Source organism: Plantactinospora sonchi, assembly GCF_036422035.1.
GTDB lineage: Bacteria > Actinomycetota > Actinomycetes > Mycobacteriales > Micromonosporaceae > Plantactinospora > Plantactinospora sonchi.
Genome location: NZ_JAZGQK010000003.1, coordinates 107,177 through 132,892, shown reverse-complemented (window position 1 = coordinate 132,892; position 25,716 = coordinate 107,177). Strand labels below are relative to the sequence as shown.

The following is a 25,716-nucleotide window of genomic DNA, read 5'->3' as shown; positions in this document are numbered from 1 at the left end:
GTCATCCTCGCTCCCGGGCGGCGAAGGCCTCGGCCTGGACGGTGAAGAATCGGGCGTAACCGCCGCCGAGTGCCATCAGGTCGTCGTGCGAGCCGTCCTCGGCCACCCGGCCGGCGCGGAGCAGGATGATCCGCCCGGCCGGCCGCACCGTGGAGAGCCGGTGCGAGATGAGCAGCGTCGTGGCGTCCCGCACCCGGGACACCACCCGCTCGTGGAACTCGGCCTCGGCCCGGACGTCCAGGTGCGCGGTGGGTTCGTCGAGGACGAGTACGCGTCGGCCGGCGGCGACCGCGAAGAGCACCCGGGCCAGGGCGACCCGCTGCCACTGACCGCCGGACAGGTCGGTGCCACCGGTCCCCTCACGCCACAGCGAGGTGTCCAGCCCGTCGGTCAGGTCGGCCAGCAGCGTGGTGGCGCCGGCCCGGTCCAGGGCGTCCCGTACCGCGTCGTCGTCGGCCGGTCGCCCGCTGACCCGCTCGGCGGCGGTGAGCGCGACGTTGTCCCGCAGGCTCGCCGGATACCGGACGAAGTCCTGGAAGAGGACGGCCAGCCGCTGTCGCCACGCCATCGGGTCCAGCGTGGCGAGGTCGACTCCGTCCACGGTGATCCGGCCCGAGTCGGGACGGTAGAGCCCGCCGAGCAGTTTCACGAAGGTGGTCTTACCGACCCCGTTCTCGCCGACGACGGCGACCGTCTCGCCCGGCCGCAGGGTCAGGGTCAACCCGTCGAGTACCGGCCGGGTGGCGCCCGGGTACCGGAAGACGACCTCCTCGAACCGGATCGTCGGCGGTGCCCCGCCCGGCTCGTCGGCCGGTCGGCGGGGCGTGACGGTTGTCGGGGAGCCGGACCGTCGGGTGGTCCGGTACTCCGCGGCGAGTTCGTCGGTGGCCTCGACGCCGCGCAGGCCGTACTCGATGTCGAAGGCCTCCTCGCCCATCCGGCCGATCTCCATGATGCCGAACCCGGCGAGGACGTACGTGATCATCTGTGCGGGGTCGAGCGAACCGGCAAAGACCGCCGCCGCCGGTACGGCCATCGTCGCCACCGCCGCACCGACCGAGAACAGCACGATCCACCACTGCCGACGCAGCACCGCCAACTGCCGGCGCCAGACCGGCCCGTAGGTCCGCATCGTGGTGGCCCGCATCCGCCCGGCGAACCAGTCGCTGAGCCCGAACAACCGGACGTCCTTCGCGGCGCCGTAGACGGCCTGCTCCGAGACGTAGTAGTTGCGGCGCTGGCCGATGGTGTCCGCGTCGAGGACGTCGATGATGCCCAGCCACTGCCGGCGCAGGGTTCTCCGGATCAGCAGCGACACCGCCAGCAGCCCGACCGCGAGCGGCACCGAGAAGGTGGCCAGCAGCACGGTGGCGCCCACCGCGCTCACCATCCGGAACACGAGTTCGAGCTGGCCGACGGCGGCGGTACCGGGCGAGCGTTCCCGACCGAAGCCGGTCCCGACGTCCACCGCCCGCGCGGCGCGGTCCTGGAACTCCCGGCTCTCCAGCCGGTCGAGGCCGGGCAGGTTGACGGCGAGGGTACGCAGTCCGGCCCGGAGGCCGCCGTCGATCCGTCTGACCACCAGCGGGCGTACCGCGGCGAGGGCCAACCAGACCCACTGGTCGATCAGGAACAGGCCGGCGACCAGTGCCGCCGCCGCGAAGACCGGCCAGTCGAGCTGCCCCCGGCCGAAGACGGCGACCAGGTGGCCGACGGACAGTGCCCGGGCCGTCGGGACCACCGCCCGGACGACTTGGACACCGACCAGGAGCCCGGTCGAGAGGGTGCCGCCCCCGGCGAGCAGACGCAGCAACCGGACGCGGGTGCCGAACAGCCGTCCGAGGCCGTCCGTCCGCCGTCCCCGCACCGGCCACCTCCCCCGATCGACCGCTGTTGATGGTGTCGGCCCGGGCCGGTCGACGCAACGGGTTTGTCTCCGGAAGCCGGGTCGCCACGGCTGGCGCCACTGATGCGCCAACCTACTTGCGATGGCGCCATCGTGGTGCCATAGTGGTGCCATGGACATCACGCAGTACGTCGACCGCCTGCGACAGCAGCTGGCCGTCGCCGCCGAAGCCGGCGGCGACGAGGCCCGCGCACTCGCCGACCGGTTGACCGCGCCGCTCGATTCGGCGGTCCGGCTCACCCTGCTGGACGCGCTCTCGACGGCCGCCGACGAAATCACCCGGGATCTCGCCCCCGGCTCGGTCGACCTGCGGCTGCGCGGCGGCGAACCCCACTTCGTGGTGACGCCACCACCGACCGAACAGTCCTTCGGGGCGTCGATCCCGACCCCACCCACGGTCGGCGCCGGGACTCCGGCACCTCCGCCCGGCGGACCGTCGCCGGCCGAGCCGGACGACGGCGCGGTCTCCCGCATCAACCTCCGGGTTCCGGAGCAGCTCAAGGCCCGGATCGAGGAGGCCGCCAGCCGGGAGCGGCTCTCCGTCAACGCCTGGCTCGTCCGGATCGTCAGCGCCGCCCTGGAGGACACCAATCCTCGGCCCGGACCCGAGGGCCGGGGTGGCGCGTTCGGCCAGCGCTACACCGGCTGGGTGCGCTGACCACCGCCACTCCCCCACCCCGCGTTCCGGTCCAGGAACGCCACGGATCCCGCAGAAAGGCACCTGTCATGCCGACGTACGACACACCCGAACCCATCTCCGCCACCATCGACCTGACTCTCGGCGACATCCGGATCACCGCGGGCGACCGCGCCGACACGGTCGTGGAGGTCCGTCCCAGCAACCCCGCCAGCGACCTGGACGTACGGGCGGCCGAGCAGACCCGCGTCGAGTTCAACAGCGGCAGGCTCCTGGTCAGGGGTCACAAGCAACGGTCGGTGTTCGCCGTCCGGGTCGGCTCGGTCGACCTGACGGTCGCGCTGCCCACCGGCTCGTCCGTGCAGGCCGGCACCGCCTCCGGCCTCATCCACTGCGACGGCCGGTTCGGTGAGTGCCGGCTCAAGACCCACTCCGGACAGCTCCGGGTCGAGCATGCCGGCGCCGTCCACCTGCACGCCAGCAACGGTGCGATCACGGTGGAACGGGTCGACGGCCGCGCCGAGGTGACGACGCACTCCGGTGACGTCCGGCTCGGCCAGGTCGACGGCAGCGCGGTGGTCAAGAACTCCAACGGCGACACGTACGTCGGCGAGGTCAGCGGTGACCTGCGGCTGAGCGCGGCCAACGGCAACATCTCCGTCGACCGGGCACACGCCGACGTCAGCGCCAAGACCGCCAACGGCAGCGTACGGCTCGCCGAGGTGGCCCGGGGTGACATCACGGTCGGCACCGCCTCCGGCGAACTGGAGATCGGCATCCGGCAGGGCAGCGCGGCCTGGCTCGACCTGAACACGATGTCCGGGCACGTACGCAACTCGCTGGCGACCTCGGAGGCCCCTGACACGTCGACGGATTCCGTCCGGGTCCAGGCCCGCACCTTCTCCGGGGACATCGTGATCCGCCGTTCCTGGCTCACCCCGGCCGCCTGACCCACCCGGGTCACCGCCGCCCGACAGACCCGACCCCACCGGTCCCGCCGACCCGCCGACGACACCTGAGTCACCGACGGCGGGTCACCGACGCTCCTGATCCGCACGCTCCCGACCCGTCCCGGCCAGGTGGTCTCCGGGCCACCAGTCCACCGGTCTGATCTCCGACCCGTCTCCCCCACAGCGGACCCGCCGAAGCGGCACCGCACACCGGCCCGCGTCGTACGCCACGCCCCGTGGCCCCGCCGGCCGACCCCGCCCCGGCCCGCGACGTCTCCCGGCTCGACGGTACGGCCGTTCCCCCGCCGTACCGGTCGCCCGGCCCACCTCCACCGGCCACCCGCCGGACCACCCTGCCCACACCCGGGACAACCGTGCCCGGCGGCGACACCACCAACCCCGGCAGCGGGAGAGCCATGCCCTGCGACGGGACAAACCATGATGAAAGGACGAAGATGCCCACTCCCCCATTGGCGATCGAGGTGACCGGACTACGCAGGTCGTTCGGCGACAAGATCGTCCTCGACGGCATCGACCTGACGGTTCCGGAGGGAACCATCTTCTCGCTGCTCGGCCCGAACGGCGCCGGCAAGACCACCACCGTGCAGATCCTCTCCACCCTGATCGGTGCGGACGCCGGCCAGGTCCGGATCGCCGGCCACGACCTCGCCACCGACCCCGACGGGGTACGCGCGGCGATCGGCGTGACCGGCCAGTTCTCCGCGGTGGACAACCTGCTCACCGGCGAGGAGAACCTCCGGCTGATGACAGACCTGCGCCACCTGGGCCGGACCGAGGGGCGACGCCGGACCGCCGAGCTGCTGCGGCAGTTCGACCTGGTCGACGCGGCCCGGAAGCCGGTGGCGACGTACTCCGGCGGGATGCGGCGCCGACTCGACCTGGCGATGACGCTGGTCGGCGACCCCCGCGTCATCTTCCTCGACGAGCCGACCACCGGGCTGGACCCGCGCAGCCGGCGCACCATGTGGCAGATCATCCGGGATCTGGTGGTCGAGGGCGTCACCATCTTCCTCACCACCCAGTACCTGGAGGAGGCGGACCAGCTCGCCGACCGGATCGCCGTGCTCGACCACGGCCGGCTGGTCGCCGAGGGAACCCCGGCCCAGCTCAAGCGACTCGTCCCCGGCGGTCACGTCCAGCTCCGGTTCGCCGAGCCGCACCGTCTCGACCGGGCCGCCCACGCCCTCGACGGCGCCACCCGGGACGACGAGACGCTCACCCTCCAGGTCCCCACCGACGGCAGTGTCCGGTCACTGCGGACCCTGCTCACCCGCCTCGACGACGCGGCGGTCGAGGTCGACGAACTCTCCGTGCACACCCCCGACCTCGACGACGTGTTCCTGGCCCTCACCGGCCAGCCCGACCAGCAGAAGGAAGCCGTACGATGACCGCCCTCAGCTACGCCGTGAGCGACTCGATGACGATGCTGCGGCGCAACCTCCGACGGATGCGGCGCTATCCCTCGATGACCGCGATCCTGATCGGAATGCCGCTCGTCTTCCTGCTGCTCTTCGTCTACGTCTTCGGCGGCACCCTCGGGGCCGGGCTCGACGGGCCCGTCCTGGCCACCGGTGCCGCCGGCCGTGCCGCGTACGTCGAGTACGTCCTCCCCGGCATCATCGTGCTCACCCTGGCCACCGCCGCCCAGGGGGTGGCGATCACGGTCGCGATGGACATGACCGAGGGCATCATCGCCCGGTTCCGCACCATGGCGATCTCCCGTGCCTCGGTGTTGACCGGACACGTCGTCGGCAGCGTCATCCAGGCACTGCTCGGGGTCGCGGTGATCCTCGGCGTCGGGATGCTGATCGGTTTCCGGCCCACCGCCACCCCGGTCGAGTGGCTCGGCACGCTCGGGCTGCTCACCCTGATCGGTCTCGCCCTCACCTGGCTGACGGTGGCCCTCGGCATGGTCAGCGGAAGTGTCGAGACCGCGAGCAACCTCCCGATGCCACTGATCCTGCTGCCCTTCTTCGGCAGTGGATTCGTTCCCACCGAGTCGCTGCCGACCGGGCTGCGCTGGTTCGCCGAGTACCAGCCCTTCACCCCGATCATCGAGACCCTCCGGGGACTCCTGACCGGCTCTCCGATCGGCAACAGCGGTTACGCCGCCGTCGCCTGGTGCGTGGGCCTCACCCTGGCCGGCTACCTGTGGGCGCGGGTCGCGTACCAGCGGCTGCCGAACCGCTAGGACGTACCGCGGATCCACTGACGGGCGCGGGCCCGCCCGGTTCGGGCGGGCCCGTCGCAGGCGTCGCCGCGACGTCCGGTCCGCCGGTGCGGCCCGGGCTCGGGGCCGCCGAGGGCGGGCTCAGACCAAGTTCGTCGAGTACGCCGGTGAGCCGGGTGTTCTCGGCGTCGAGGAAGGCGCCGAACGCCGGTCCGTCGAGGTAGGCGTCGGTCCAGCCGTACCGGTCGAGCAGGGAACGCCACTGCGCGGAGGCGTGCAGCCGCCCGACCGCCCCGCGCAGTGCGGCGACGTCCCGCTCGGCCAGCCCGGGCGGCGCGACGACACCCCGCCAGTTGGTGAAGACCACGTCCACCCCCCGCTCGCGCAGGGTCGGCGCGGCGATCCCGGGAACCCGGTGCACGCTGGTCACCGCGAGCACCCGCAACTGGCCGGAGGCGATCTGGTCGGCGTACTCGCTGCGGCCGGAGACACCGACGGCGACCTCGTGGTCGAGGATCGCGGCGAGCAGGTCACCGCCGCCGTCGTACTGGCGGTAGCGGACCCGGTGCGGCGCGATGCCCACGGCGTCCGCGACCAGCATCGGGGCCAGGTGGTCCGGGCCGCCGGCCGAGGAGCCGCCGCCGACCGGCACCGCGCCCGGGTCGGCCCGCCAGGCCCGGATCAGGTCGGTGAGATCCCGGTACGGCGAGTCCCGGGTCACCACCACGATCGCCGGCTCCTCGATCAGCCGGGCGACCGGAACGGTGTCCTGGAGGGTGAACGCCGCCCCACCGGCCCGCTGGGCGCCCACCACCCCGAGCCCCATCAGCATCAGCAGCCGGTTGTCGCCCCGTTCGTAGCCGAGCCGGCGCAACCCGACCACGCCACCACCACCGGGCAGGTTGAAGACCTCCACCCCACGGACGACTCCCGCGTCCACCAGCGCCTTCGCGACGGTACGCGCGGTCACGTCATAGCCGCTGCCGGGCGCGTTCGGCACCAGGATCCGCAACCCGGCGAGGTCGTCGTCGGACCGGCCGGCACAGCCGGGCAGCCCGGCCAGCAGCACGGCGAGGCACCCCGCCACCGCCATCCGGCCAGGTCGCCGTCTCGGCCGGCATCCGCTGCGCCCCACCGTGCCGATCCTGCCCGGCCGCCCGCCCGGTTGTCGCGCCCGGCCACACCCCGCCCCCGTCCCCGCGTCGGGTCACGTCGCGGTGTCCCGCGACGACCTGCCGGGCCCGGCCCGTCAGGCGCCCGGACGACGACCTGACGCGGCCCGTCAGGCGCCCGGACCAGGCGCTCCGCCCGTTGACGTCGGGACCGCCCTGGCGCAAGCTTCGGATTCCCACCCCGAAGCGCACGAAGGAGGAACGATGCGGCAGCGGATGTCCCTGGCCGGCCAGTTCCTGCTGCTGCAACTCGGGATCGTGCTGCTGGTGGTGAGCGCGGTGGCGGCGGTGTCGATCGCCGAGTCCGACGCGGCGTTCCGACGCAACGAGGGTTCCCGGCTGCGCTCGGTGGGAGAGAACGCGGCGATCAACCGGACCGTACGGCTGGGACTCGGCGACCCCACCGGTCGGGACGCGCTGGCTGCGGTCGCGGAGAGCGCCCGGGCCGTCTCCGGTGCCTCGTACGTGCTGATCGCCGACCACACCGGTCGACTGGTGACCGGGCCGGACGCCGGTTCCGCGATGGTGCTCGGCGGAAGCGACGCGCTGGCCGGCCGCTCCTGGGTCGGCGTCGTCGACGACGGGTCGGAGGCACTGGTCGCGCACGTGCCGGTCCTCGACGAGCGGGACGGCCGGTTCCTGGGGCTGATCGTGGTCGGTGAGACGTACCCGACGCTGCCGGAGCAGCTCGTGGCGGGACTGACCAACCTGCTGACGTACCTGCTGCTCGGCGGGGTGCTCGGGGTGGCCGGGTCGCTGCTGCTGGCCCGCCGGGTGAAACGGCAGACGCTGGGCCTGGAGCCACGCGAGATCACCGGTCTGGTCGAACACCGGGAGGCGATGCTGCACGGCATCAAGGAGGGCGTGCTCGGCACCGACACCGCCGACCGGGTGACCCTGGTCAACGACGAGGCGGTACGCCTGCTCGGCCTCCCCGACCTGCCGGTGGGCCGGTCGCTGCACAGTCAGCCGATGGAGTCGCGGCTGCGTGACGTGCTCACCGGCCGGGTCGACGGGGTCGACCAGATCGTGCTCAGTGACGACCGGGTACTGGTGCTCAACCGCCGGCCGGTGCTGGTCCGGGGGCGTCGGGTCGGCTCGGTGACCACGCTGCGGGACCGTACCGAACTGACCGTGCTGCGCCGGGAACTCGACGTCAGCCGGCACACCACCGACACCCTCCGGGCCCAGGCGCACGAGTTCTCCAACCGGCTGCACACCATCGCCGGGCTCGTGGAACTCGGCGAGTACGACGAGGTGGTCCGGTACATCACCCGGACCAGTCAGGTGCACGAGGAACTGAACCGGGACGTCACCCGGCTGGTCCGGGACCCCGCGCTGGCCGCACTGCTGATCGCCAAGGCCAGCCTCGCCGCCGAACAGGGCGTACGGCTGGCCATCTCCGCCGACTCCGACCTGCCCGCCGTCGACGAGGAACTCGCCGGCGACCTGGTCACCGTGCTCGGCAACCTGGTGGACAACGCACTGGACGCGGCCGGCCCGGGCGGCCGGGTGACGGTCACCGTGCGGCTGTCCGACGGGGAGGTGGTAGTGACGGTACGGGACTCCGGCCCCGGGGTGCCGCCCGAACTGGTCGAGGAGGTCTTCCGGCAGGGCTGGAGCACCAAGGACCCGGATCAGGGCCACCACGGTCTCGGGTTGGCCCTGATCCGGCTCGTCTGCCAGCACCGGGGCGGCAGCGTCGAGGTCGACGGGTCCGCGTTCCGGGCCCGCCTGCCGCTGGCCGGAGCCGGATCGGGCGGAGCTGGCCGCACCGGGTCCGACACCGGGTCGGTCCCGGACACGGTGGTCCGGGAAACGTCGGCATGATCCGGGTGCTGGTCGTCGACGACGACTTCATGGTGGCGAGAGTGCAGCACCGGTTCGTCGAACGGGTGCCCGGCTTCACCGTGGTCGGGGTGGCACACAGCGGGGCGGAGGCACTCGACGCCGTACACCGGCTCCGCCCCGACCTGGTGCTGCTCGACATCTACCTGCCGGACCTGTCCGGTCTGGAGGTGCTGCGCCGGCTGCGGTCCGGCGACGCGACCGCGGACGTACTCGCGGTGACCGCCGCCCGGGACGTCGAGACGATCCGGACCGCGTTGCGCGGCGGCGTCGTGCACTACCTGATCAAGCCGTTCGGCTTCGACGCGCTACGGGACCGGTTGGAGCGGTACGCCGCCGCGCAGCGACGGCTGCCCGGTGACCGGGAGGTGGCGCAGGACGACGTCGACCAGCTCTTCGCCGCCCTCCGCCCGGCCCCGGCAGACCTGCCCAAGGGACTCACCCCGCCGACCGCCGACCTGGTCGCCGCGGCGCTGCGGGCCGCCGACGGCGACCTGTCGGCGACCGAGTGCGCGGACCGGGTCGGCCTGTCCCGGGTGAGCACCCGCCGCTACCTCGAACACTTCGTGGAGGCGGGCAAGGCGCGGGTCAGCCTGCGCTACGGCTCCGCCGGCCGACCGGAGCGCCGCTACCGCTGGACCGCCTGACTGCAAGGAAGGGCCCCCTGTTATCGCTTTCGGTTGGATAGGGGGCCCTTCCTGACATCGCAGCCGGGGTCTAGTCGTCCTCGCCGAACGCGAGCCGGGCCGGGGCGCGACGACCACGCAGCCGGGCGACGATCCGGGGCAGGTACGGCACCAGCACCGCCAGCACCACCAGTCCGAGCAGTACGGCGGTGAGCGGCCGGGTGACGAAGACGCTCAGGTCCCCGTTGGAGAGCACCAGGGTGCGCCGGAACTGCAGCTCCATCATCGGGCCGAGGATGGCGCCCAGGACCACCGGTGCGATCGGGAACTCGAAGTGCCGCAGGAAGAACCCGAGCACCCCGATCCCGTACGCGATCAGCACCTGGGTCACGCTGCCGGAGGCGGCGTACACCCCGAGGGTGGCGAAGACCAGGATGCCGGCGTACAGCACCGGTCTCGGGATCTGCAGCACCTTCACCCAGAGCCGGATCAGCGGCAGGTTCAGGGCCAGCAGCAACACGTTGCCGACGTAGAGCGAGGCGATCAACGCCCAGACCAGTTCCGGGGACTTGTCGAACAGTTGCGGACCGGGTTGCAGGTTGAAGATCTGGAACGCGGCCAGCATCACCGCGGCGGTCGCCGAGGTGGGGATGCCGAGGGTGAGCAGCGGAACGAGTACGCCGGAGAAGGCGGCGTTGTTGGCCGCCTCCGGCCCGGCCACCCCCTCGATGGCGCCCTTGCCGAACTCGGCCCTGTTCCTCGCCCGGTGCCGCTCGTAGGTGTACGACAGGAAGGTCGGGATGTCGGCGCCGCCGGAGGGCAGCGCCCCGAACGGGAAACCGACGGCGGTGCCGCGCAGCCACGGCCGCCAGGACCGCGCCCAGTCCTGCCGGCTGAGCCAGGCGAAACCGCCCCGGACCGGTTCCAGCGGGGCCACCTGGTCCGGGGTGGAGTTCAGCCGGCTGGCGACGTGGAGCGTCTCGCCGATGGCGAAGAGCCCCACGATGATCACCACGATGTCGATGCCGTCCAGCAGTTCCAGGGTGCCGAAGGTGAACCGGGCCTGTCCGGTGAGTTCGTCCAGCCCGACCAGGCCGAGGAACAGGCCCAGGCAGAGCGAGATCAGCCCCCGTACCAGGGAACGGCCGACCAGCGCGGTCACCGCGACCATCGCCAGCAGGGCCAGGGCGAAGTAGTCGGCGGCGCGGAACTCGACGGCGAGCGCCGCGACCGGTCGGGCGAAGAGGCTGAGCAGCAGGGTCGAGATGGTGCCGGCGACGAAGGAACCGATCGCGGCGGTGGCGAGTGCGGCCCGGGCCCGGCCCCGGCGGGCCATCTGGTGACCCTCGATGGCGGTGGCGACCGAGGCGGACTCGCCCGGGGTGTTCAGCAGAATCGAGGTGGTCGAGCCGCCGTACATGGCGCCGTAGTAGATGCCGGCGAACATGATGAACGTGCCGATCGGGTCGTCGAGACTGAAGGTGACGGGCAGCAGCAGCGCGATGGTCAGCGCCGGGCCGATCCCGGGCAGCACTCCGACGAAGGTGCCGAGGGTGACCCCGATCGTGGCGTAGAGCAGGTACGTCGGAGTCAGCACGGTGCCGAATCCGCCCAGCAGGTCGGAGAAGACGTTCACAGCGGCAGCACCCCGGGTGGCAGCGCGATGGCGAGCCCTCGGGTGAAGCCGAGGTAGACGACAACCGCCAGCGGCACCGCCACCACCACGTCCCGTACCCAGCGACGGCTGCCCAGGACTCTGGCGGCGGCGATGAAGAAGACCGCCGAGGCGAGCACAAAGCCGGCCGGTTCGAGCAGCATGACGTAGCCGATAAGCGAGGCGGCGAGCAGCGCCGGGGTGAGCCACCGGATCTGGACCACCGGTTCGTCGCCGTCATCCGCCACCGGAGCCGGCCCGGCCTCACCAGCCGAGGCAGTCGAGGCAGCCGAGGCCGGCGAGGTGGTCGAAGTGGTCGAGGCCGGCGAAGCGGCCAGGGCCGCCGAAGCGGTCGGAGCGGCCGAAGTGGCGGCTGCGGCGCTGTCGCCGCCGTCGGCCCGATCCGTCGGGACCGCCCCGGTCGGTGCGGACGGTGGGACGGACGCGCCGGTCGGCAGGAACGCCCCGACGAGGTACCACGCGGCCAGGACGACCCAGGCGCCGGTCACCACCCCCGGAGCCAGCCAGGGCCCCCGGACGCCGAGGTCCCCGTCGGCCGAGTCGTACGCGGTCCAGAGCAGGAACACCCCGACCAGCAGCAGGACGGCGCCGAGCACCCGGGATCCCCGGGGCGCCCGGGAGCGGGTGGACGCCTGGTCCACCCGCCCCGGAACGTCGTTCGCAACCGTCATCAACCGGCCAGCCCGATCTCGGACAGGATCCCGGTGATCCGGGTCGTCTCCTGGTCGAAGTACGCCTTCGCCTCGTCACCGCTGCGGTAGAAGTCGTCCCACTTCTGCGCGGTCAGGGTCTGCTGCCACTGCGTCGAGGCGTGCAGCCGGTCGACCAGTTCCACGATGGCCTTCCGTTCGGCGTCCTTGATGCCGGGCGGGGCGACCAGACCGCGCCAGTTCATCAGCTCGACGTCGTACCCGGACTCCTTGATGGTCGGGGTCGGCGTGCCGGTGCCGAGGTCGAGACCGGTGGTGCCGGAGACCGCGAGCGCCCGGACCTGGCCGCTGGCGACCAGGTCGGCGTACTCGCTCGCTCCGGAGACCGCCGCGCTGAGGTCCCCGGAGAGCAGCGCGGCCTTGGACTCGCCGCCGCCGGAGTAGGCGACGTACTTCTGGGCCTTCGGATCGGCGCCGGCCGCCTTGGCGAGCAGGCCGACCAGGATCTGGTCGGTGCCGCCGGCCGAGCCGCCACCCCAGTTCACCGATGCCGGATTCGCCTTGGCGTCGGCCATCAGCTCCTGCAACGTGCGGTACTTCGAGTTGGCCGGTACGACGATCGCCTCCTGCTCGGCGGTGAGCGTCGCGATCGGCGTGGTGTTGCCGAGGTTGACCGGCGACTTGTTGGTCACCACCCCGCCGATCATCACCAGTCCGGTGACCATGAGCTGGTGGGCGTCGCCCTTGTTCTTGGTGACCAGCTGGGAGAGGCCGAGCGTGCCGCCCGCACCGGTCACGTTGCTGACCTCGACCGACTCCTCGACCAGGCCACCGTCGGTGAACGCCTTCTGCAGCGCCCGGGCGGTGCTGTCCCAGCCGCCGCCGGGTGCGGCGGGCGCCATCAGGTGCAGGGTCCGGGTCGGGTACTTCGTCGCGGCACCGCCGCCGGTGTCGCCGCCCGCACAGCCGGCGGCCGTGAGGGCGAGCAGGGACACGGAGGCCACCGTGACGGCCCGGAACCGGCGGCCGGGCCGGCGGGGCCCGTCGTGCCGGGACGCCCCGGTCCGGAGCGGGCCGACCACGCTGACAAGCTTTCTCATCGCCAACTCCTCGACAGCAGCCACACCTGTTGCCCTGGCGTTTCCGCCGGGTTGCGTAGATGCTTCCGGTCAGGGTGACCGGGGTCACCGTTACGGTCGCGGAGTTCGTTGTGGTCATTGTGGTCATGCCGCGGGCGGAACCCGGACGGGACAGAACCGTGCCCGGCCGGCCAGAGCGCAGAGGCTCGCCGTCGGAAAACCTCCCCTGGTTCCGGTCAGGGCAGTTCGGCGACCAGGTTCCGGTCAGGGCACTTCGGCGACCAGGTTCCGGACGAGGGCGAGCGCGGAGACGTCGTACACCGCCTCGACCCCGTTCGCCAGCAGGTGCCCGGCCCGGAACCGGTCCATCGGCGCGAGCCCGAGCCGGGTCAGGTGCAGGTACGTGTGGTTGAGGGCGGCCCGGTAGTGCAGGAAGTCCGGGCGGGTGAGCACCCGCGTCCGGTACGACTCGTGGTCGAACATCAGTCGGTGCAGTTCGCTGTGCGCGATGCCGGGCGACCGGCGCGGTGCCGGTGGCGGGCCGGCCAGGGTCCCGTCGGTGACCAGTTCCGCGAACCGGGGCCGGTACCGGGTCAGCAGGTCGGCCCACTCCCGGACGAACGGCACCGCCGGCGCGGCCGGGTCGTCGAGTGCCCGGACCACGCCACGGACCCGCTCGACGACCTCGTCGGCCCGATCCCGCCAGGCCGTGTCGAAGGCGGTCCGGACCTGATCGGCACCGGTGTGCGCACAGACTCCGAGGAATCCCTCGGCGTGTGACCGGAAGGCGACAAAGCCGCTGGTCAGCGGGCCGGGTGCGGTGTGCGCGGCGGTCAGCATCAGGTGCATCGCGACTCCGTCGCGCCGGTCACCACCGGAACGTACGTGGTCGAGCATCTCGAACAGCAGCGGGTTGCCGTCCCGGTAGAAGTCGGTCAGCACCTCGACCGCCGCGTCGCTGCCGAGCACGTGTCGGCGTGAGTCGTACTCGGCGTCCACGATCGAGTTGTCCGGGTACCAGGGGGTGAGCGGCCCCCGCTCGTACTCCTGCAGGGCGAGCACCCGGTGCCGCTCCAGTGCCGCCGTCTGGTCGACGACGGTGGTGGACGGGTGGTCCCGCAGGTAGCCGCCGATGGCCTCCACCAGGGCCGGGCGGATCCGTTTCCGCCAGGTCACCTCGTCCGTGCGGAGGTTCAGCCGCAGGTGCGGGCCGCGCCGCCAGTGCCGCAGGACGTACGCGTCGGTGCCGTCCGCGCCGAGCCCGGCCAGCGCCGGCCGGACCGCGTCGAGGAGCAGACCGTCCCGGTCCGGATCGTGGTAGGCGATGTGCAGGCTGTGCCAGCGACGCATCTCATCTCTCCACTTCGGACAGCGAGGCCAGGGTACGTGCCGCGACCAGACCGATCTGGGCCTCGGCCTCCAGTCCCAGCCCCAGCCGGTTGTTCAGCAGATGGGCGCAGCGGAGCAGGACCAGCGCGACGGTGCGCCGGTCGGGCGACGCGACGGCCGCGAGCGGTCCCATCGGTGAGCCCGGATCCGGCGGTACGTGTCGGCCGGTGGCCCACAGCGCGGTCAGCGTGTCGTGCAGCTCCCGGATCGAACGGGACCACTCGGCGAGTATCCCGGACCCCGAACCCGCCGTACCGGTCCAGCAGGCCCGGGCCTGCCGACGCAGACCGGCCCGGTCCCGTTGGAAGATCACCTCACTCGCCGCACGCAACGGGTCCAGCGCGACGGAGCCGGTGAGCCCGCCGGACGTGGTGGTCCCGCCCAGCGCGACGGAGCCGGTGAGCCCGCCGGACGTGGTGGTCCCGGCCAGCGCGGCCGCGAGCCGGGCCGCCGCCGACGGCAGATCCGGTTCGCAGACGGCCAGCGTCGCCAGAGTGGCCGCCAGGGCCACGGCCGCCCGTCGGGGCGGTGCCGCCCCGGTCGCCAGCACCCGCAACGCGACCTCGCTCGATCCGGTGAAATGCCGCTCGACGGCGGTCATCGCCGCGCCGTCGCCGTACGCGTGGTACTCCGGCCGGTAGGCCACGAACTGCACACTGTCGTTGGGGCGTGGTTCGGCCTCGTACCGGTCCAGCCGCTCGCCCCGGGCGAGTGTCGCGGCGAACCGCCGGTACTCCTCGGCGGTGAACCGGGGCACGGACGGGTGGCCGGCGAAGTACTTCTCGGCCCGGTCCCGGATCAACGTCCGCAGCGGCTCAACGTGCTCGGCCCGGTTCGGGCGCAGCCGCAGCCGGACGTGCAGCCCGCCCTCCCAGTACCGGAGGAAGAAGTGACCGTCGGCCAGTCCCGCCCTGGTCGCCTCGGTGACCACCGGGGCGACCACGTCGGCGACGAGTACGTCGAGGTCGCCCTGGTGGAACAGGTGGGCGCTCAACCAACCCCGGTCAGCGGCGGCGGACATCGTCACCTCCGGACCTGAGACTCCGGCCTCCGACTCCCGACCCGCCTCCGGTGCTCAACCCGTTGTCGACGGCCGACCCGTTGTCGACGGCCGGTCCGTCTCCGGCGGCCGGTCCGTCGTCGGGCTCGGCGGACACCTGCAGCACGTACTCGGTGACCCGGGGGCCGTGGCCGCCGTACGTCGGCGCATCCGCCGGGTCCGGCAGCACCTCCTCCAGGACCAGCAGCGCGTCCGGGTCGGTGGCGATCGTCCGGGTGAAGCCGGTCAGCAGGAAGATGTTCGTCACGTCCACGTAGAACGGCTTGCGCGCCTTGCCCAACAGGCCGTCGACCAGCGGTTCCCGCCGAGGATTCACCACCCGGGCGAAGAACCGCCGCGGCACGCCGTGCGCGGCCAGCCAGTCGGCCAGCCGGGGCAGGTACTTTGGGTCGGTCCCGCCCCTGTCCGGAGTCGGGAAGTCCCCGGCCCGCAGTCGCCAGCAGGCCCGGGCCAGGGTGACCCGGCCGATGTTCATCCGGGGGTGCCGCTGGAGCGTGGCCGGTACCCGACTGCCCCGGAAGACCCAGCCGGGCGCCATCGCGGTACCCGGCTCGCCGAAGAGCCGGACCAGGAAACGCAGCGCGGACGGCAGGTAGTACTCGGCGAGCAGCCCGAGGTGCACCGGAAGCACCGTCCGCCCGGTCAGATCGGTCAGCACCAGACGGTCGCGCCGGTGGTCGTACCGGACCCGCAGTTCGGCGAGTCCGCGCACCGGCAGCTCGCCGGCACCACCGGTGAACGGGTACTCGATCGCCACGTCGGCGGTCGCCGGCCTGAGGTTGACGCTGCTGTGCAGGGCGGACCGACACTCCGCGAGCAGCGCCGCCCCGGGCGCCGGGGCGCGCAGGTCGTCGACCGACGGCACCTCACCGCCGACCTGGTCCATCAGCCGCCACAGTCGGGTCAGGCCACGGCCGTACCCGGCGGTGGCGGTGTTGACCACCAGACCGAGCCCGTCCGAGTCCGGTACCGGCTGGAGGTAGCAGCAGATGGAGCCGGGAGCGACGACCGACGGCGGCCAGCCGTCGACCAGCTTCGCGACCAGGTCCGGGTCGGCCCGGCTGACGCCGTTCGCCCCGTCCGGCGGGCCGGTGATCGCCTCCCAGGCGTGCGCCCGGTGCGCCGCGAGATCACGCAGCCGGGCCAGCGGACTCCGGCTCAGCGTGCCGAGATGCGGGGCAAGCCGGTCCCGGAGCAGGGCGAGCAGCACGTCCCGGTTGTCGTCGACCACCGGATCCGTGTACACCCCCCGGTAGAACTCCAGCACCGGCACGTCGGCGTGCACGCCGTACCGGTCGAGGAAGTACGTCGTGGCGGCCAGCTTGACCGGCAGGTCCAAGTCGAAGATGGCCAGGAAGCGTCGGACCAGGTCGAGGTCGTCCAGCGCCGGCCGCCACCGGGCCAGCCCGGCCCGGACCGGGGTACGGGTCAGCAGGGCGCTGTCCACACACAGGTTCAGTTCGGGCAGCTCCGGGTCCACGCCGTCCACCGCGACGAAGGTGTCGGTGACCAGCCGGCGGATCTCGGCCAACCGGTCGGCGTGGTCGCCACCACCGCCGTCGCCGCTGGTCGGCTGGTCGCCGGCGTCGCCGTCGTTCGCCCGGTCGTCGGCGTCGCGTTCGCCACTGCTCCGACGGTCGTCACTGGTCCGACGGTCGTCGGTCGGCTGCCCGGCGCGTACCGCGTCCCGCAGCCGACGTAGCAGCGTCGTGAGGTTCCCGCGCCCGTCGGCGGTGCCCGGGTCACCGATTCCGGTCAGCCAGTCGGCCAGGTCGCCGAGCGGATCCGTGGCCTGGTCGTCGAAGGGCGGCGGCAGTTCGAGCAGTCCCGCCCGGACCAGTCCCTCGACGGCGGCGTCCCGCCCGGGCGGCAACCGGGTCAGCAGGGCGCCCAGGGTCAGTCCCGGTTCGGACCGGACCGCGTGGAGCAGCCGGCGCAGCGGGTCGGTCGCGGACAGGCTCGCCAGCGGCTCGTCCAGGCCGGCGCCGCAGAACCAGATCCGGGTACCGTCGTCCGAGGCGCTCGGATTGACCCGTACGACCGCTCGGGCCCGGATGTCCGGTCGGCGGGACAGCACGATCCAGAGGTACTCGACGACCCGCCGGTCCAGCTCGATCAGCACCCGGAAGTCGAGCCGTCCGCCCGGCTCCACGGCGGGACCGGCTGCCGTCCACCGACCGAATCCACTGTGTGCAAACGTGGCGTACGGGCTCGGCTTGACCGCCGCGCGCGCCAGGTACTTCGCCAGCCGCAGCAGCACCTGACGGGACGGCTCCCCGCCCTCCGGCGCGGCCAGCCAGGCCTCCAGTCGGGCTGACAGCACCCGACTGCCCTGGGCGAGTCCACGCCGGAAGGTGTCGGCGCGTACCGCCGTGCGGAGCGCCGCGGTCCGGACCGCCGTCTCGGCGGTCAGCACCCCGGGCAGGGCGGCGCGGAGCCGGATGAGCTCGTCCTGGCCGGAGCGCCAGGCGGCGACCCGGTCGGCGAGACCGGTGGGCAGTGCCCGCAGGACCTCGGCGGAGCCGGCCCGGGCCCCCGGTCGGCGTCCGGTGAACAGGGCTCGTCGCAACGCCACCAGCAGGGGTTTCAGTTCCGGCTCCAGGCCCGCCCCGATCACCTCGTAGAGTTCGTCGGCGAGTTCGGCCCCCTCCCCCGACAGCCGACGGGACATCGTGCCGATCCGGTCGACCAGTTCCCAGGTGTCGACGAACCGCAGATCGGCCAGGACGTCGGCGGGCAGCCCGGTGACCCGGACCCCGTACGCCGGTGAGACGCGGTACGACATGTGGCTACGCTCCTTGCCGGGCCGTCGGTCGGCCGCCACGGCGCGGACGACACCGCGCGGCCCCGGGTGGCCGGGGCGTCCGGTGTTTCCGGACGCCCCGGTTCGTACGGGTGTCGCTAGGCGACGCCGCGGCCGTCCTCGTCGGGCGACTCGGGGGCGAAGCAGCTGTTGCCGGTCGTGTAGCAGGAGCAGTAGGCGCAGCTCGTGCACGAGGTGCCGCACGAGGCGCCGGTCTCCACCGTGCCGTGGCCCTCGGCCATCAGCGCGTCGGCGGAGAGGATGCTGATCGTGTCGACCTCGAGGCCGTCGAGGTCGAGATCGAGTTCGGGACGGGACATCTGGGTCACCTTTCGGATCGGTGGTAACGGACGTTCGCCCACCGGGTGCGGCGCGGCCGGCCGGGGGCACGGGAGACGGCCCGCTGGGCCGTACCGGTCAGGGCAGGGGCGACACCTCCTCCGCCTCGATCGCCGTCGGAAGGTCGGGGACCCGCCGCGTCAGCTTCCGGGCGCGGGCGCCGACAGCGAGGAAGCAGAGGCTCTGCCAGCCGGTCGTGTCGAGTCCCAGGGCGGCGTCGGTGCCGCCGTTCGTCCCCTCCGAATGGATCCGGGAGGTCAGTCCCAGCGCCGCCGCGGCCAGCGTGGCGCGTTGGGTGACCAGGCCGACCTCGGTCTGTTGGAGTCGGTACCAGCCGGGGCCGTACCGGTGGGCCGGTCGGACCGGGTCACCGACCGGAATCAGTACGGCGGCGGCGCCGCGCAGCGCCAGCCGGGTGTTCGGCAGCAGCGGGCCACCGACGATCCGGGCGGCGGCCGGCTCCCCGCCCAGCGGGTGCAACCGGTGTGCCGGTCGGTCGTACCGGTACGTCCCCCGGGGTACGCCGTCGACCCGCAGTACCAGCAGGCAGAGTGCGAGGGTTCCGGGGCTCGTCGCCGCCCCGGGCAGGTCGCCCGGATAACCGGCGGACGCGGTGGCGAGCAGTATCGCGAGCTGCCGGACGCTGATCGACGTCGGCGGGTAGCCGGCGAACGGCGAGGCGCGGTGCGGCACCCCGGCATCGAGCCGGACCGGCGTCACCTCCGGCAGCCGGTACGCCGTACCGCCCCCGGCGGCCACGCCCGGCGAGCCGGGCACCGCCGCGGCCGTGCCCGAAGAGCCTGGCCCCGCCGACCCCGACCACGGCGGCGGGCCGGTCAGACCGACGCCCGCCGCGTCCACCGGCACCGCCCGGTCGCGGCCGGCCGCGTGCAGCGCCGCCGCCCGGAACGTGCCCGGCATCGGTGCGGCCGCCGAGGCCGGCGGGGACGGGTCGCACCTGATCAACCCGCCGGTCACCTCCCGGCTGCCGGTCATCGGCCGCCGCCGGTCGGCACGCCCCACGACGCCGGTCCCACCCGTCGCGGCGCCGGGCCCGTGAGCCGTGGCGTCCGCGCCACCCGTCGCGACGCCGGACCTGTGAGCCGTGGCGTCCGCCCCGTGGGTCGCGGCGCCGAGGCCGAGTATCAGCATCACGCCCTCCCGCGTCCCGTCGAGGCCCAGCAGCCGGTCCGCCTCGCTGCCGGCGAAGCAGAGATGCGCGGTCGCGGCAAGTTCGCGCCGCTGCGCCACCGCCAGTGCCTGGGCGAGCAGCACACCGGTCTCCTGGCACTGCAGTCGGTAGCCGAACTCGCCGTACCGCCCGATGGTCCGGCTGAAGACCGAGGTGAGGACGAGGAACACCGGCGGCGTGCCGGCCGGCACGCCGAGCAGCCCGGTGAGTGCCTCCCGGTGGTCGCCCGGCCGGACGCGTTCCAGTACGTGGTGCACCGGGTCGTAGTGGTGCAGCCCGACCGGCACGGCACCGCCACCGACGGTCCGGCGGCCGCCGACCGCGACGTACGCCTCGATCGGGTGCAGCGCGCCACCCGAGGGCGCGGGGCGGCCCAGCAGCAGGCGGGGCGGTCCCGGGCTGACCCGGCCGGTCGCCTCGATCGGCAGACTCCAGATCAGCCGTACGATGCCGAGCAGGTCCAGCAGCAGGGCGCCGAGCACCGCCGGATCGTCCGCCGGAACCGGCGACGGTGGCCTGCCGGACGACGGGGCGGCGCGGTCGGCGGTCCAGGGCAGGACGTACCGGTCGGTGGTCAGGTAACGCTTGTAGCGGGCGGCGGCGCCGACCTCCTCGGCCGGCCGTGGGCCACGCTCGGCGAGCGCGGCCAGATACCGCAGGACCGGCTCGGCCCGCTCGGGTGTCACGGGTCCGCACTGCTCCGACGTGGTCGGCTGGGTCATGCGTACGCCCCTCTCGGCCGGTCGTCACGGAAACGGGTGTGGGTACGGGTTGAGCTGTTCCGGTGTCAGGTCCGCCGCCCGGTGCCCGAGCCGGCGGGCCGCGCTGAGCAGTCGGGAGAGGCCCCGGGTACGGCGGTGGCGGTGTCCGAAGGTCATCGCGGCGGTGCCCGGCACGATCACCTTCACCGCCGCGAACCCGCCGACCCGGTGCTCCGGCCCGGTGGTGTCCACGACGATCACGTCGAGGTCGGCGGTGAGGTAACGCGTGACCAGATCGGCCAGGTCGACGCGGAGGTCGGTGCGGGGTGGCTGGTCCCGGTCCGGCCACGACCACCGTCCGGCCAGCTCGCCGATCGCCCGGCCGGGCTCGTCGACGGGGAGGAACCGCAGCCGGTCGGCGGCGTCCGGGTGGCCGTACAGCAGCGCGTGGTCGTCCATCTCCCGGACCCGCTCGCTGTCGGCGACGAGCCGGGCGGCCAGCTCCGGCCGGTACCTGTCGCGCAGGCCGTCCAGTCCCGGCCCGAGTTCGGTCAGGGCCGAGAGCAGCGCCCGCTCCGGCTCCGGGTGGGCCGCCGCCGCACACATCAGCGCCGGCCGTACGGAGCCGGGCGGCAGGTCGGTTCCGGTACCGTCCGCCCCGGTCTCCGCCCGCCGACGACCGGGCCCGTCCAGCCAGCCGTGGTCGACCGCCATCACCCAGAACGCCGGTACGCCCTGCTCCAGGGTGGCGTCGAAGGCCATCGCCCGGTAGCCGGTGCGGTGGGCCAGTCGTTCGGCGAGCAGTGGGATCCGTCGGTCCCGGGCCGAGTCCAGGTCCACTTCGGACAGTGGTAGTCGGGCGTACCAGGCGGTGAGGAAGGCGTCCCGCTCGGCCACCTCGAGCAGGCCGTACAGGATCGCCTCGGTCAGACAGCCGCCCAGCGCGGAGCCGTTGGAGCACTCGAAGACGAAGCCGGGATCGTGCCGGGGCCGGGGGCCGTAGTAGGCATAGCTTTCCGGCACCAGGATCGGCTGGTCCCGGCCGAACGAGTAGCCCCAGACCCAGGCGGTCACCCGCTCCGGGTCGAACCGGACGAAGCCGAATCCGGGCTCGTCGTACCGGTCGTCCTCGTGCAGGCCGAGGGTACGCGGGTCGAGAGCCTGGTCCGCGACGTCGGCGTACGCCGCCCGGACGGTGGTGCGCCGGCCCCGGGGCGCGATCCCGGCCAGCCGTTCGAGAGCCTCGGCGAGCGCGGTGACCCGGGCCGACCGGAAGTCGCCGGTCCGGCCGTACCCGTGCTGGTTGGTGTGCCCGGTGCCGGGCCGCAGCCGGGCCACCGCGACGATGCCGTCGCCCCGGGCACCGGCCGCCACGGACTCCACCACCCCGGTCTCGGTGTCGACGTACCGCCGGGTCAGCGACTCCATCCGACCGGCCAGGCTCGTCACCCGGTACACCCCGGGGTTTGGTTTCGGTGCCGGATCGAGCCGTAGCCGGCCGGCGGCGGGCCCGTCCGGTGGCAGCCGACCGCAGTCCGGGCACCAGGGGTCGGCCAGGACCGGGTGCCGGCGTACGGCACCGGTCGACACCGTCATCCGCAGCAGCGCGCCCACCGTCCGGGCCTGCGCCGGGTCCCGGTGGAGCGCGGCCGTCTCGGCGCCGACCAGCGCACCGACCGCCGCCGCGAGGGTGGCGGTGAGCAGCGTGTTGGGTCGGCCGTTCAGCTCCCCGCCGTACCGGTCGCGCAGCGCGCGCCGCCCCGGCGTGTCGGGCCGGTTGTCGGCGCGCCGGCGGGCCGCGCAGGTCGGACAGCCGGCGACGCCCGGTCGCACGGCGGGGCCGAGCAGCACCCCGCCGCTCTCCACCCGGACCGGCAGCCAGGGCAGCCGGCGCAGCGCCGCCTGTGCGCGCAGTAGGGGCCGGACCGCCTCGTCGTCGTGGTCGGTGACCGACACCAGACCGCCCCAGCCGGTACCGGCCTGACCGGTCAGCTCGTCCGGGGTTCGGACGCGTACGGTGCCGGTCGCCGCCAGCGCCTCGCCGACGGCGTACGCGAGCCGACCGTGCCCGACCAGCACGATCCGGCCCCGGCCCGGGTCAGGCATTCCGCAACACCACCCGGACCAGGAACGGCAGGATCCGGACCGCCTCCGGATCGTGGTGCAGCGGTACCGCCACCGGCACGTGTCCGGCCGCCCGCAGGGCGTCGACGAGCCGCGACACCCCGTCCGAAGCGGCGGTCGTCACGGCGGTGGTCGTCAGGGCCGAGGCTGTCGGGATCGCCGGGGCCGTGGCCGTCGGGGCCGAGGTTGTCTCGATCGTCGGGGCGGTGGTCGTCGGAGGCCAGGTCGGGGCGGTCTCGGGACGCACCGGGGCCCCGCCGGTCCGGGTCTGCCAACCCAGCAGCGCCCGCTCCAGGCCGTCCCGCAACGCCGTCGCCGGGTCCGGGTCGCAGCAGACGATCGGCGGCGCGTCGTCGCTCTCGACCGCGAAGATCGGCACGTTGAGCAGGCCGGTCAGGTCCCGGACCCGGATCTTCTGCTCCGCCAGCGACAACTGCCGCAGCAACCGGTCCAGTCCGGCGTCCGCGAAGGCGATCGGGTCGACCGCCGGGTACGTCCCGCCCGCGACCGCCTCGCCGTACTGTCGGGCGGCGATCGCCGCGCACTGCGCCCGGAGCCCGGCCAGCACCGCCGAGTTCCCGTCGAGGGCGGCGGCGGCGCCGATCGGCAGGCGGTACGGCGTGGCCGGCGGTTCCCAGCCCGGAGCCCGGTACGGTTCACCGGTCGTCAGATCCCAGCCCTCGGGTCGGGAACCCGTGGGTACGGCGAGACAGGCGTAGCCGGCCAGGGCGGCGAGCAGGGTCCGCAGCCGCGCGGTGACCCGGTCCGGCCCCCAGCCGTACGCCTCCGGGCGCGGTACCCGTCCGGCCGACGTGCCGAGCGGGTCGGCGAGGCTGGCCCGGCAGACCCAGAGTGGGAGTTGCCCGAGCCCCTCCTCGTCGATGCTGCCGAGCAGTCCGGTACGGGGGTCGACCGCCGGGCCGACCCGCTCCCACACCGTCTCGGCGGGCACCCCGGGCAGCGCGGTCCATCCGGCCAGGGAGGGCGGAGTGTCGGGCGGGACCGGTGGCGGGGTGACGGCCAGGGGGTGGCGACGGACCCGGTGTGCCGAGGTGTCCAGGCCGTGCAGGTCGATCCGGGTCACCATGTGCGCCGCCGCCGGCCGGGGCGGTATCGCGTCCAGGCCGGTCAGGTGGGCGAAGCAGCCCATGGTGAGCTGGGTGGCGACCACGGTCGGCACCGGCCCGGTCCACCAGTCGACGCCGTCGCCGGCCTCACCGGCGGTCGGGTCGGGGTGGGGCTCACCGTGGTCGCCGGGGGTGGCGGGTCGACCTGCGAGCCGGTGCCAGGCCGACTCGGCCCCGGTCTCGTGAATCGGGCCGACCGGGGAGAGCCAGGCCTCGTCCGGACGGACCCAGACCTGCGCCAGCGGGATCCCGGTGTCCGCTCCGGACTGGCAGAGCGCGACCAGTTCGCTCCGGTCGGCGGAGACCTGGACGACCAGGGTCGCGTCCCGGGGCGGCCCGACCGGCTCGGGCGGACGTGCCACCCGTACCGACTGCCGGGGGTCCCGTCGGGCGGCGGCCAACCGGCTGGCGGTGGCGGTACCGGCCCGGTCGTCGTCGGTGTACAGGGTGATGTCGCGGAGCCCGCAGCGCAGGCCGGCGACGACCAGCGCCTCGGCCAGCGGTCCCTGCCCGAGCACCGCGACCCGGGCGGCCCGCAGCCGTTCGAACCGCCGTTCCGCCGAGTCCGTCGCGTACCGGATGAAGGCGATCTCGTCGGCGTACGTCTCCTGCTCGGCGGCGTCGAGTCCGTGCGGCTCGTCGGCTCGGGCGTCCACCACGTAACGCTGTTCGGCGAGGCTCGCCACGAGTCGCTCCACCACGGTCCGTTTCTCGGCGGAGAGGCCGGCGGTCAACTCGTCCAGCGTGTACTCGCCGGTCAGGGCCGGCGCGAGTCGTGACAACCAGGCGTACGCCTGCCGACCGGCCAGGGTGCAGGCCCCGTGGTCGCTGTGCAGGTAGACACCGTCCGGAAACTCTACGAACCGCACGTCGGTGCGCAGGCGTGGTCTCACAGTCGCCCCCGTGACCTTGAAGTTTGTCAATGCTATATCGAGAGATAAACGAAGTCCATCGATTATCGAGATTAGCGTTATGCCCAGAATTCCCGCTCGGACGGGCGAAAATAATCGCTTTCGTCCGCAGGATGTGCGACCCAGAGAAAGGCAATGGTAGAGCTTTGGAAGATTTATGGTAACGAATGCCTGGTAGCTCGGATCTTGCCTTCAACAGCTTGGATTTCGACGGTTCGACCGGTGCAGCCGCGCCATCGCGCGGCAGGGCCGGACCGCCGGCGCCGGTACCGACCCAGCCGCGCCGGGCCGGGGTAGCCCGCTCGGGTGAACCGGAGCGTTCCCCCGGGTTCGCCGTCCGACATGCAGCAGAGTCGGTCAGGGCGGCCCCGAGGAGGAGACAACATGACCAGGACGTGGTTGGTCACCGGAAGCTCGCGGGGACTGGGCCGGGAGCTGTGCCGGGAGATCCTGATCCGGGGCGACACCCTGCTCGCCACCGCCCGCCAGCCCGAACAGCTCGCCGACCTCGTCGACCAGTACGGCGACCAGATCCACCCGTACCCGCTCGACGTGACCGACCCGGCCGCCGCCCGGGCGGCGGTCACGGCGGCCGTGCAGACCTTCGGCCGGCTCGACGTGGTGGCCAACAACGCCGGGTACGCCAACAGCGCGCCGATCGAGATGACCCCGGACAACGACTTCCGGGCCCAGGTCGAGACGAACTTCTACGGGGTCGTCAACGTGACGAAGGCGGCACTGCCGATCCTGCGTACCCAACGCTCGGGCTACTTCCTGCAGTTCTCCTCGGTCGGCGGTCGGGTCGGCGGCACGCCCGGGCTGGCCGCGTACCAGGCGGCGAAGTTCGCCGTCGAGGGCTTCTCCGAGGTGCTGGCCAACGAGGTCAAGCCGTTCGGGATCCGGGTCACCATCGTCGAGCCGGGCGCGTTCCGGACCGACTGGGGCGGCTCGTCGATGCAGATGGCCGAGGTCGGTGAGGACTACCGGCAGACCGTGGGCCGGCTGCACGACTTCCGCCGCGAGATGGACGGCAAGCAGGCCGGTGACCCGACCCGGGCGGCGAGGATCCTGGTCGACCTGATCGACGTCGCGGCGCCGCCGCTGCGACTGCTGCTCGGCTCGGACGCGGTCCACCTCGCCGAACAGGCGTCCCGGGCGCGCGCCCAGGAGGCGACCGCCTGGGCCGATCTCAGCCGGAGCACCGACTTCGACAGCAGCATCGACTTCGCGAAGACGCCGGCCGCCGCGATGCTCGCCCCCCGTACCGGCTGACCGGCACCGCGCGGCGCCGACAACGCGCCGACCAGCCGACGCACGCCACCTGGCCCACCACCGG

Annotated in this window: 19 protein-coding genes; 7 read left to right on the top strand and 12 right to left on the bottom strand. The window is 73.3% G+C overall.

Translation table 11 applies throughout. The annotated features are described in order from the left end of the window. Position 1: 1 nt before the first annotated feature. The gene (locus V1633_RS03995; protein ID WP_331212773.1) at positions 2 to 1,867 is read right to left on the bottom strand and encodes an ABC transporter ATP-binding protein; all 1,866 of its coding nucleotides are present in this window, start codon (positions 1,865 to 1,867) and stop codon (positions 2 to 4) included. 151 nt (positions 1,868 to 2,018) lie between these two features. Here V1633_RS03995 and V1633_RS03990 point away from each other — a divergent pair, with 151 nt between their 5' ends. The 4 genes from V1633_RS03990 to V1633_RS03975 all read left to right on the top strand — a co-directional run bounded on the left by V1633_RS03990 (position 2,019) and on the right by V1633_RS03975 (position 5,705). Next, a complete protein-coding gene (locus V1633_RS03990) occupies positions 2,019 to 2,564 on the top strand; it encodes a toxin-antitoxin system HicB family antitoxin (RefSeq protein ID WP_331212772.1) in 546 nt (181 codons plus the stop codon). Between the two features lie 68 nt (positions 2,565 to 2,632). Continuing rightward, positions 2,633 to 3,493, top strand: coding sequence for a DUF4097 family beta strand repeat-containing protein (locus V1633_RS03985; RefSeq protein ID WP_331212771.1), 861 nt, complete (start codon positions 2,633 to 2,635; stop codon positions 3,491 to 3,493). 455 nt (positions 3,494 to 3,948) lie between these two features. Continuing rightward, on the top strand, positions 3,949 to 4,902 hold the full coding sequence (locus tag V1633_RS03980) for an ATP-binding cassette domain-containing protein (RefSeq protein ID WP_331212770.1): 954 nt from the start codon (positions 3,949 to 3,951) through the stop codon (positions 4,900 to 4,902). Then, positions 4,899 to 5,705: an ABC transporter permease gene (locus V1633_RS03975; protein ID WP_331212769.1), complete on the top strand. Its 807-nt coding sequence runs from the start codon at positions 4,899 to 4,901 to the stop codon at positions 5,703 to 5,705. The genes V1633_RS03980 and V1633_RS03975 overlap by 4 nt, the downstream gene beginning before the upstream one ends. Here the strand turns inward: V1633_RS03975 and V1633_RS03970 are convergent. After that, on the bottom strand, positions 5,647 to 6,777 hold the full coding sequence (locus V1633_RS03970) for a Bug family tripartite tricarboxylate transporter substrate binding protein (RefSeq protein WP_331212768.1): 1,131 nt from the start codon (positions 6,775 to 6,777) through the stop codon (positions 5,647 to 5,649). The genes V1633_RS03975 and V1633_RS03970 overlap by 59 nt on opposite strands. Before the next feature lie 283 nt (positions 6,778 to 7,060). Between V1633_RS03970 and V1633_RS03965 the strand changes: the two genes are divergently transcribed. Next, positions 7,061 to 8,686: a sensor histidine kinase gene (locus V1633_RS03965; RefSeq protein ID WP_331212767.1), complete on the top strand. Its 1,626-nt coding sequence runs from the start codon at positions 7,061 to 7,063 to the stop codon at positions 8,684 to 8,686. Then, on the top strand, positions 8,683 to 9,351 hold the full coding sequence (locus tag V1633_RS03960) for a response regulator (protein WP_331212766.1): 669 nt from the start codon (positions 8,683 to 8,685) through the stop codon (positions 9,349 to 9,351). Before V1633_RS03965 ends, V1633_RS03960 begins: the two co-directional genes overlap by 4 nt. A gap of 70 nt (positions 9,352 to 9,421) precedes the next feature. Here V1633_RS03960 and V1633_RS03955 read toward each other — a convergent pair whose 3' ends face one another. The 10 genes from V1633_RS03955 to V1633_RS03910 form a co-directional block, all read right to left on the bottom strand. Then, positions 9,422 to 10,966 carry a tripartite tricarboxylate transporter permease gene (locus V1633_RS03955; protein ID WP_331212765.1) on the bottom strand — a complete coding sequence of 515 codons (1,545 nt, stop codon included), beginning with the start codon at positions 10,964 to 10,966 and terminating at the stop codon, positions 9,422 to 9,424. Further along, on the bottom strand, positions 10,963 to 11,676 hold the full coding sequence (locus V1633_RS03950) for a tripartite tricarboxylate transporter TctB family protein (RefSeq protein WP_331212764.1): 714 nt from the start codon (positions 11,674 to 11,676) through the stop codon (positions 10,963 to 10,965). The genes V1633_RS03955 and V1633_RS03950 overlap by 4 nt, the downstream gene beginning before the upstream one ends. After that, the gene (locus tag V1633_RS03945) at positions 11,676 to 12,755 is read right to left on the bottom strand and encodes a Bug family tripartite tricarboxylate transporter substrate binding protein (RefSeq protein WP_331212763.1); all 1,080 of its coding nucleotides are present in this window, start codon (positions 12,753 to 12,755) and stop codon (positions 11,676 to 11,678) included. The genes V1633_RS03950 and V1633_RS03945 overlap by 1 nt, the downstream gene beginning before the upstream one ends. 243 nt (positions 12,756 to 12,998) lie before the next feature. Beyond that, positions 12,999 to 14,084: a thiopeptide maturation pyridine synthase gene (locus V1633_RS03940; protein WP_331212762.1), complete on the bottom strand. Its 1,086-nt coding sequence runs from the start codon at positions 14,082 to 14,084 to the stop codon at positions 12,999 to 13,001. Between the two features lies 1 nt (position 14,085). Beyond that, a complete protein-coding gene (locus V1633_RS03935; RefSeq protein ID WP_331212761.1) occupies positions 14,086 to 15,144 on the bottom strand; it encodes a lantibiotic dehydratase C-terminal domain-containing protein in 1,059 nt (352 codons plus the stop codon). Beyond that, entirely contained in the window at positions 15,128 to 17,968 is a 2,841-nt protein-coding gene (locus V1633_RS03930; RefSeq protein WP_331212760.1) for a lantibiotic dehydratase, read from the bottom strand. Before V1633_RS03930 ends, V1633_RS03935 begins: the two co-directional genes overlap by 17 nt. Before the next feature lie 116 nt (positions 17,969 to 18,084). After that, positions 18,085 to 18,306 carry a hypothetical protein gene (locus V1633_RS03925; RefSeq protein WP_331212758.1) on the bottom strand — a complete coding sequence of 74 codons (222 nt, stop codon included), beginning with the start codon at positions 18,304 to 18,306 and terminating at the stop codon, positions 18,085 to 18,087. A 97-nt stretch (positions 18,307 to 18,403) separates the two neighbouring features. Further along, positions 18,404 to 20,239, bottom strand: coding sequence for a SagB family peptide dehydrogenase (locus V1633_RS03920; protein ID WP_331212757.1), 1,836 nt, complete (start codon positions 20,237 to 20,239; stop codon positions 18,404 to 18,406). A 24-nt stretch (positions 20,240 to 20,263) separates the two neighbouring features. Then, positions 20,264 to 22,324, bottom strand: a complete 2,061-nt coding sequence (locus V1633_RS03915) for a TOMM precursor leader peptide-binding protein (protein WP_331212756.1) — start codon at positions 22,322 to 22,324, stop codon at positions 20,264 to 20,266. Further along, positions 22,317 to 24,362 (bottom strand): hypothetical protein, encoded by a 2,046-nt coding sequence (locus tag V1633_RS03910; protein ID WP_331212755.1) that lies wholly within the window; start codon positions 24,360 to 24,362, stop codon positions 22,317 to 22,319. The genes V1633_RS03915 and V1633_RS03910 overlap by 8 nt, the downstream gene beginning before the upstream one ends. A 402-nt stretch (positions 24,363 to 24,764) precedes the next feature. Between V1633_RS03910 and V1633_RS03905 the strand changes: the two genes are divergently transcribed. Continuing rightward, positions 24,765 to 25,652, top strand: coding sequence for an oxidoreductase (locus V1633_RS03905; protein WP_331212754.1), 888 nt, complete (start codon positions 24,765 to 24,767; stop codon positions 25,650 to 25,652). The last annotated feature ends 64 nt before the right edge of the window (positions 25,653 to 25,716 follow it).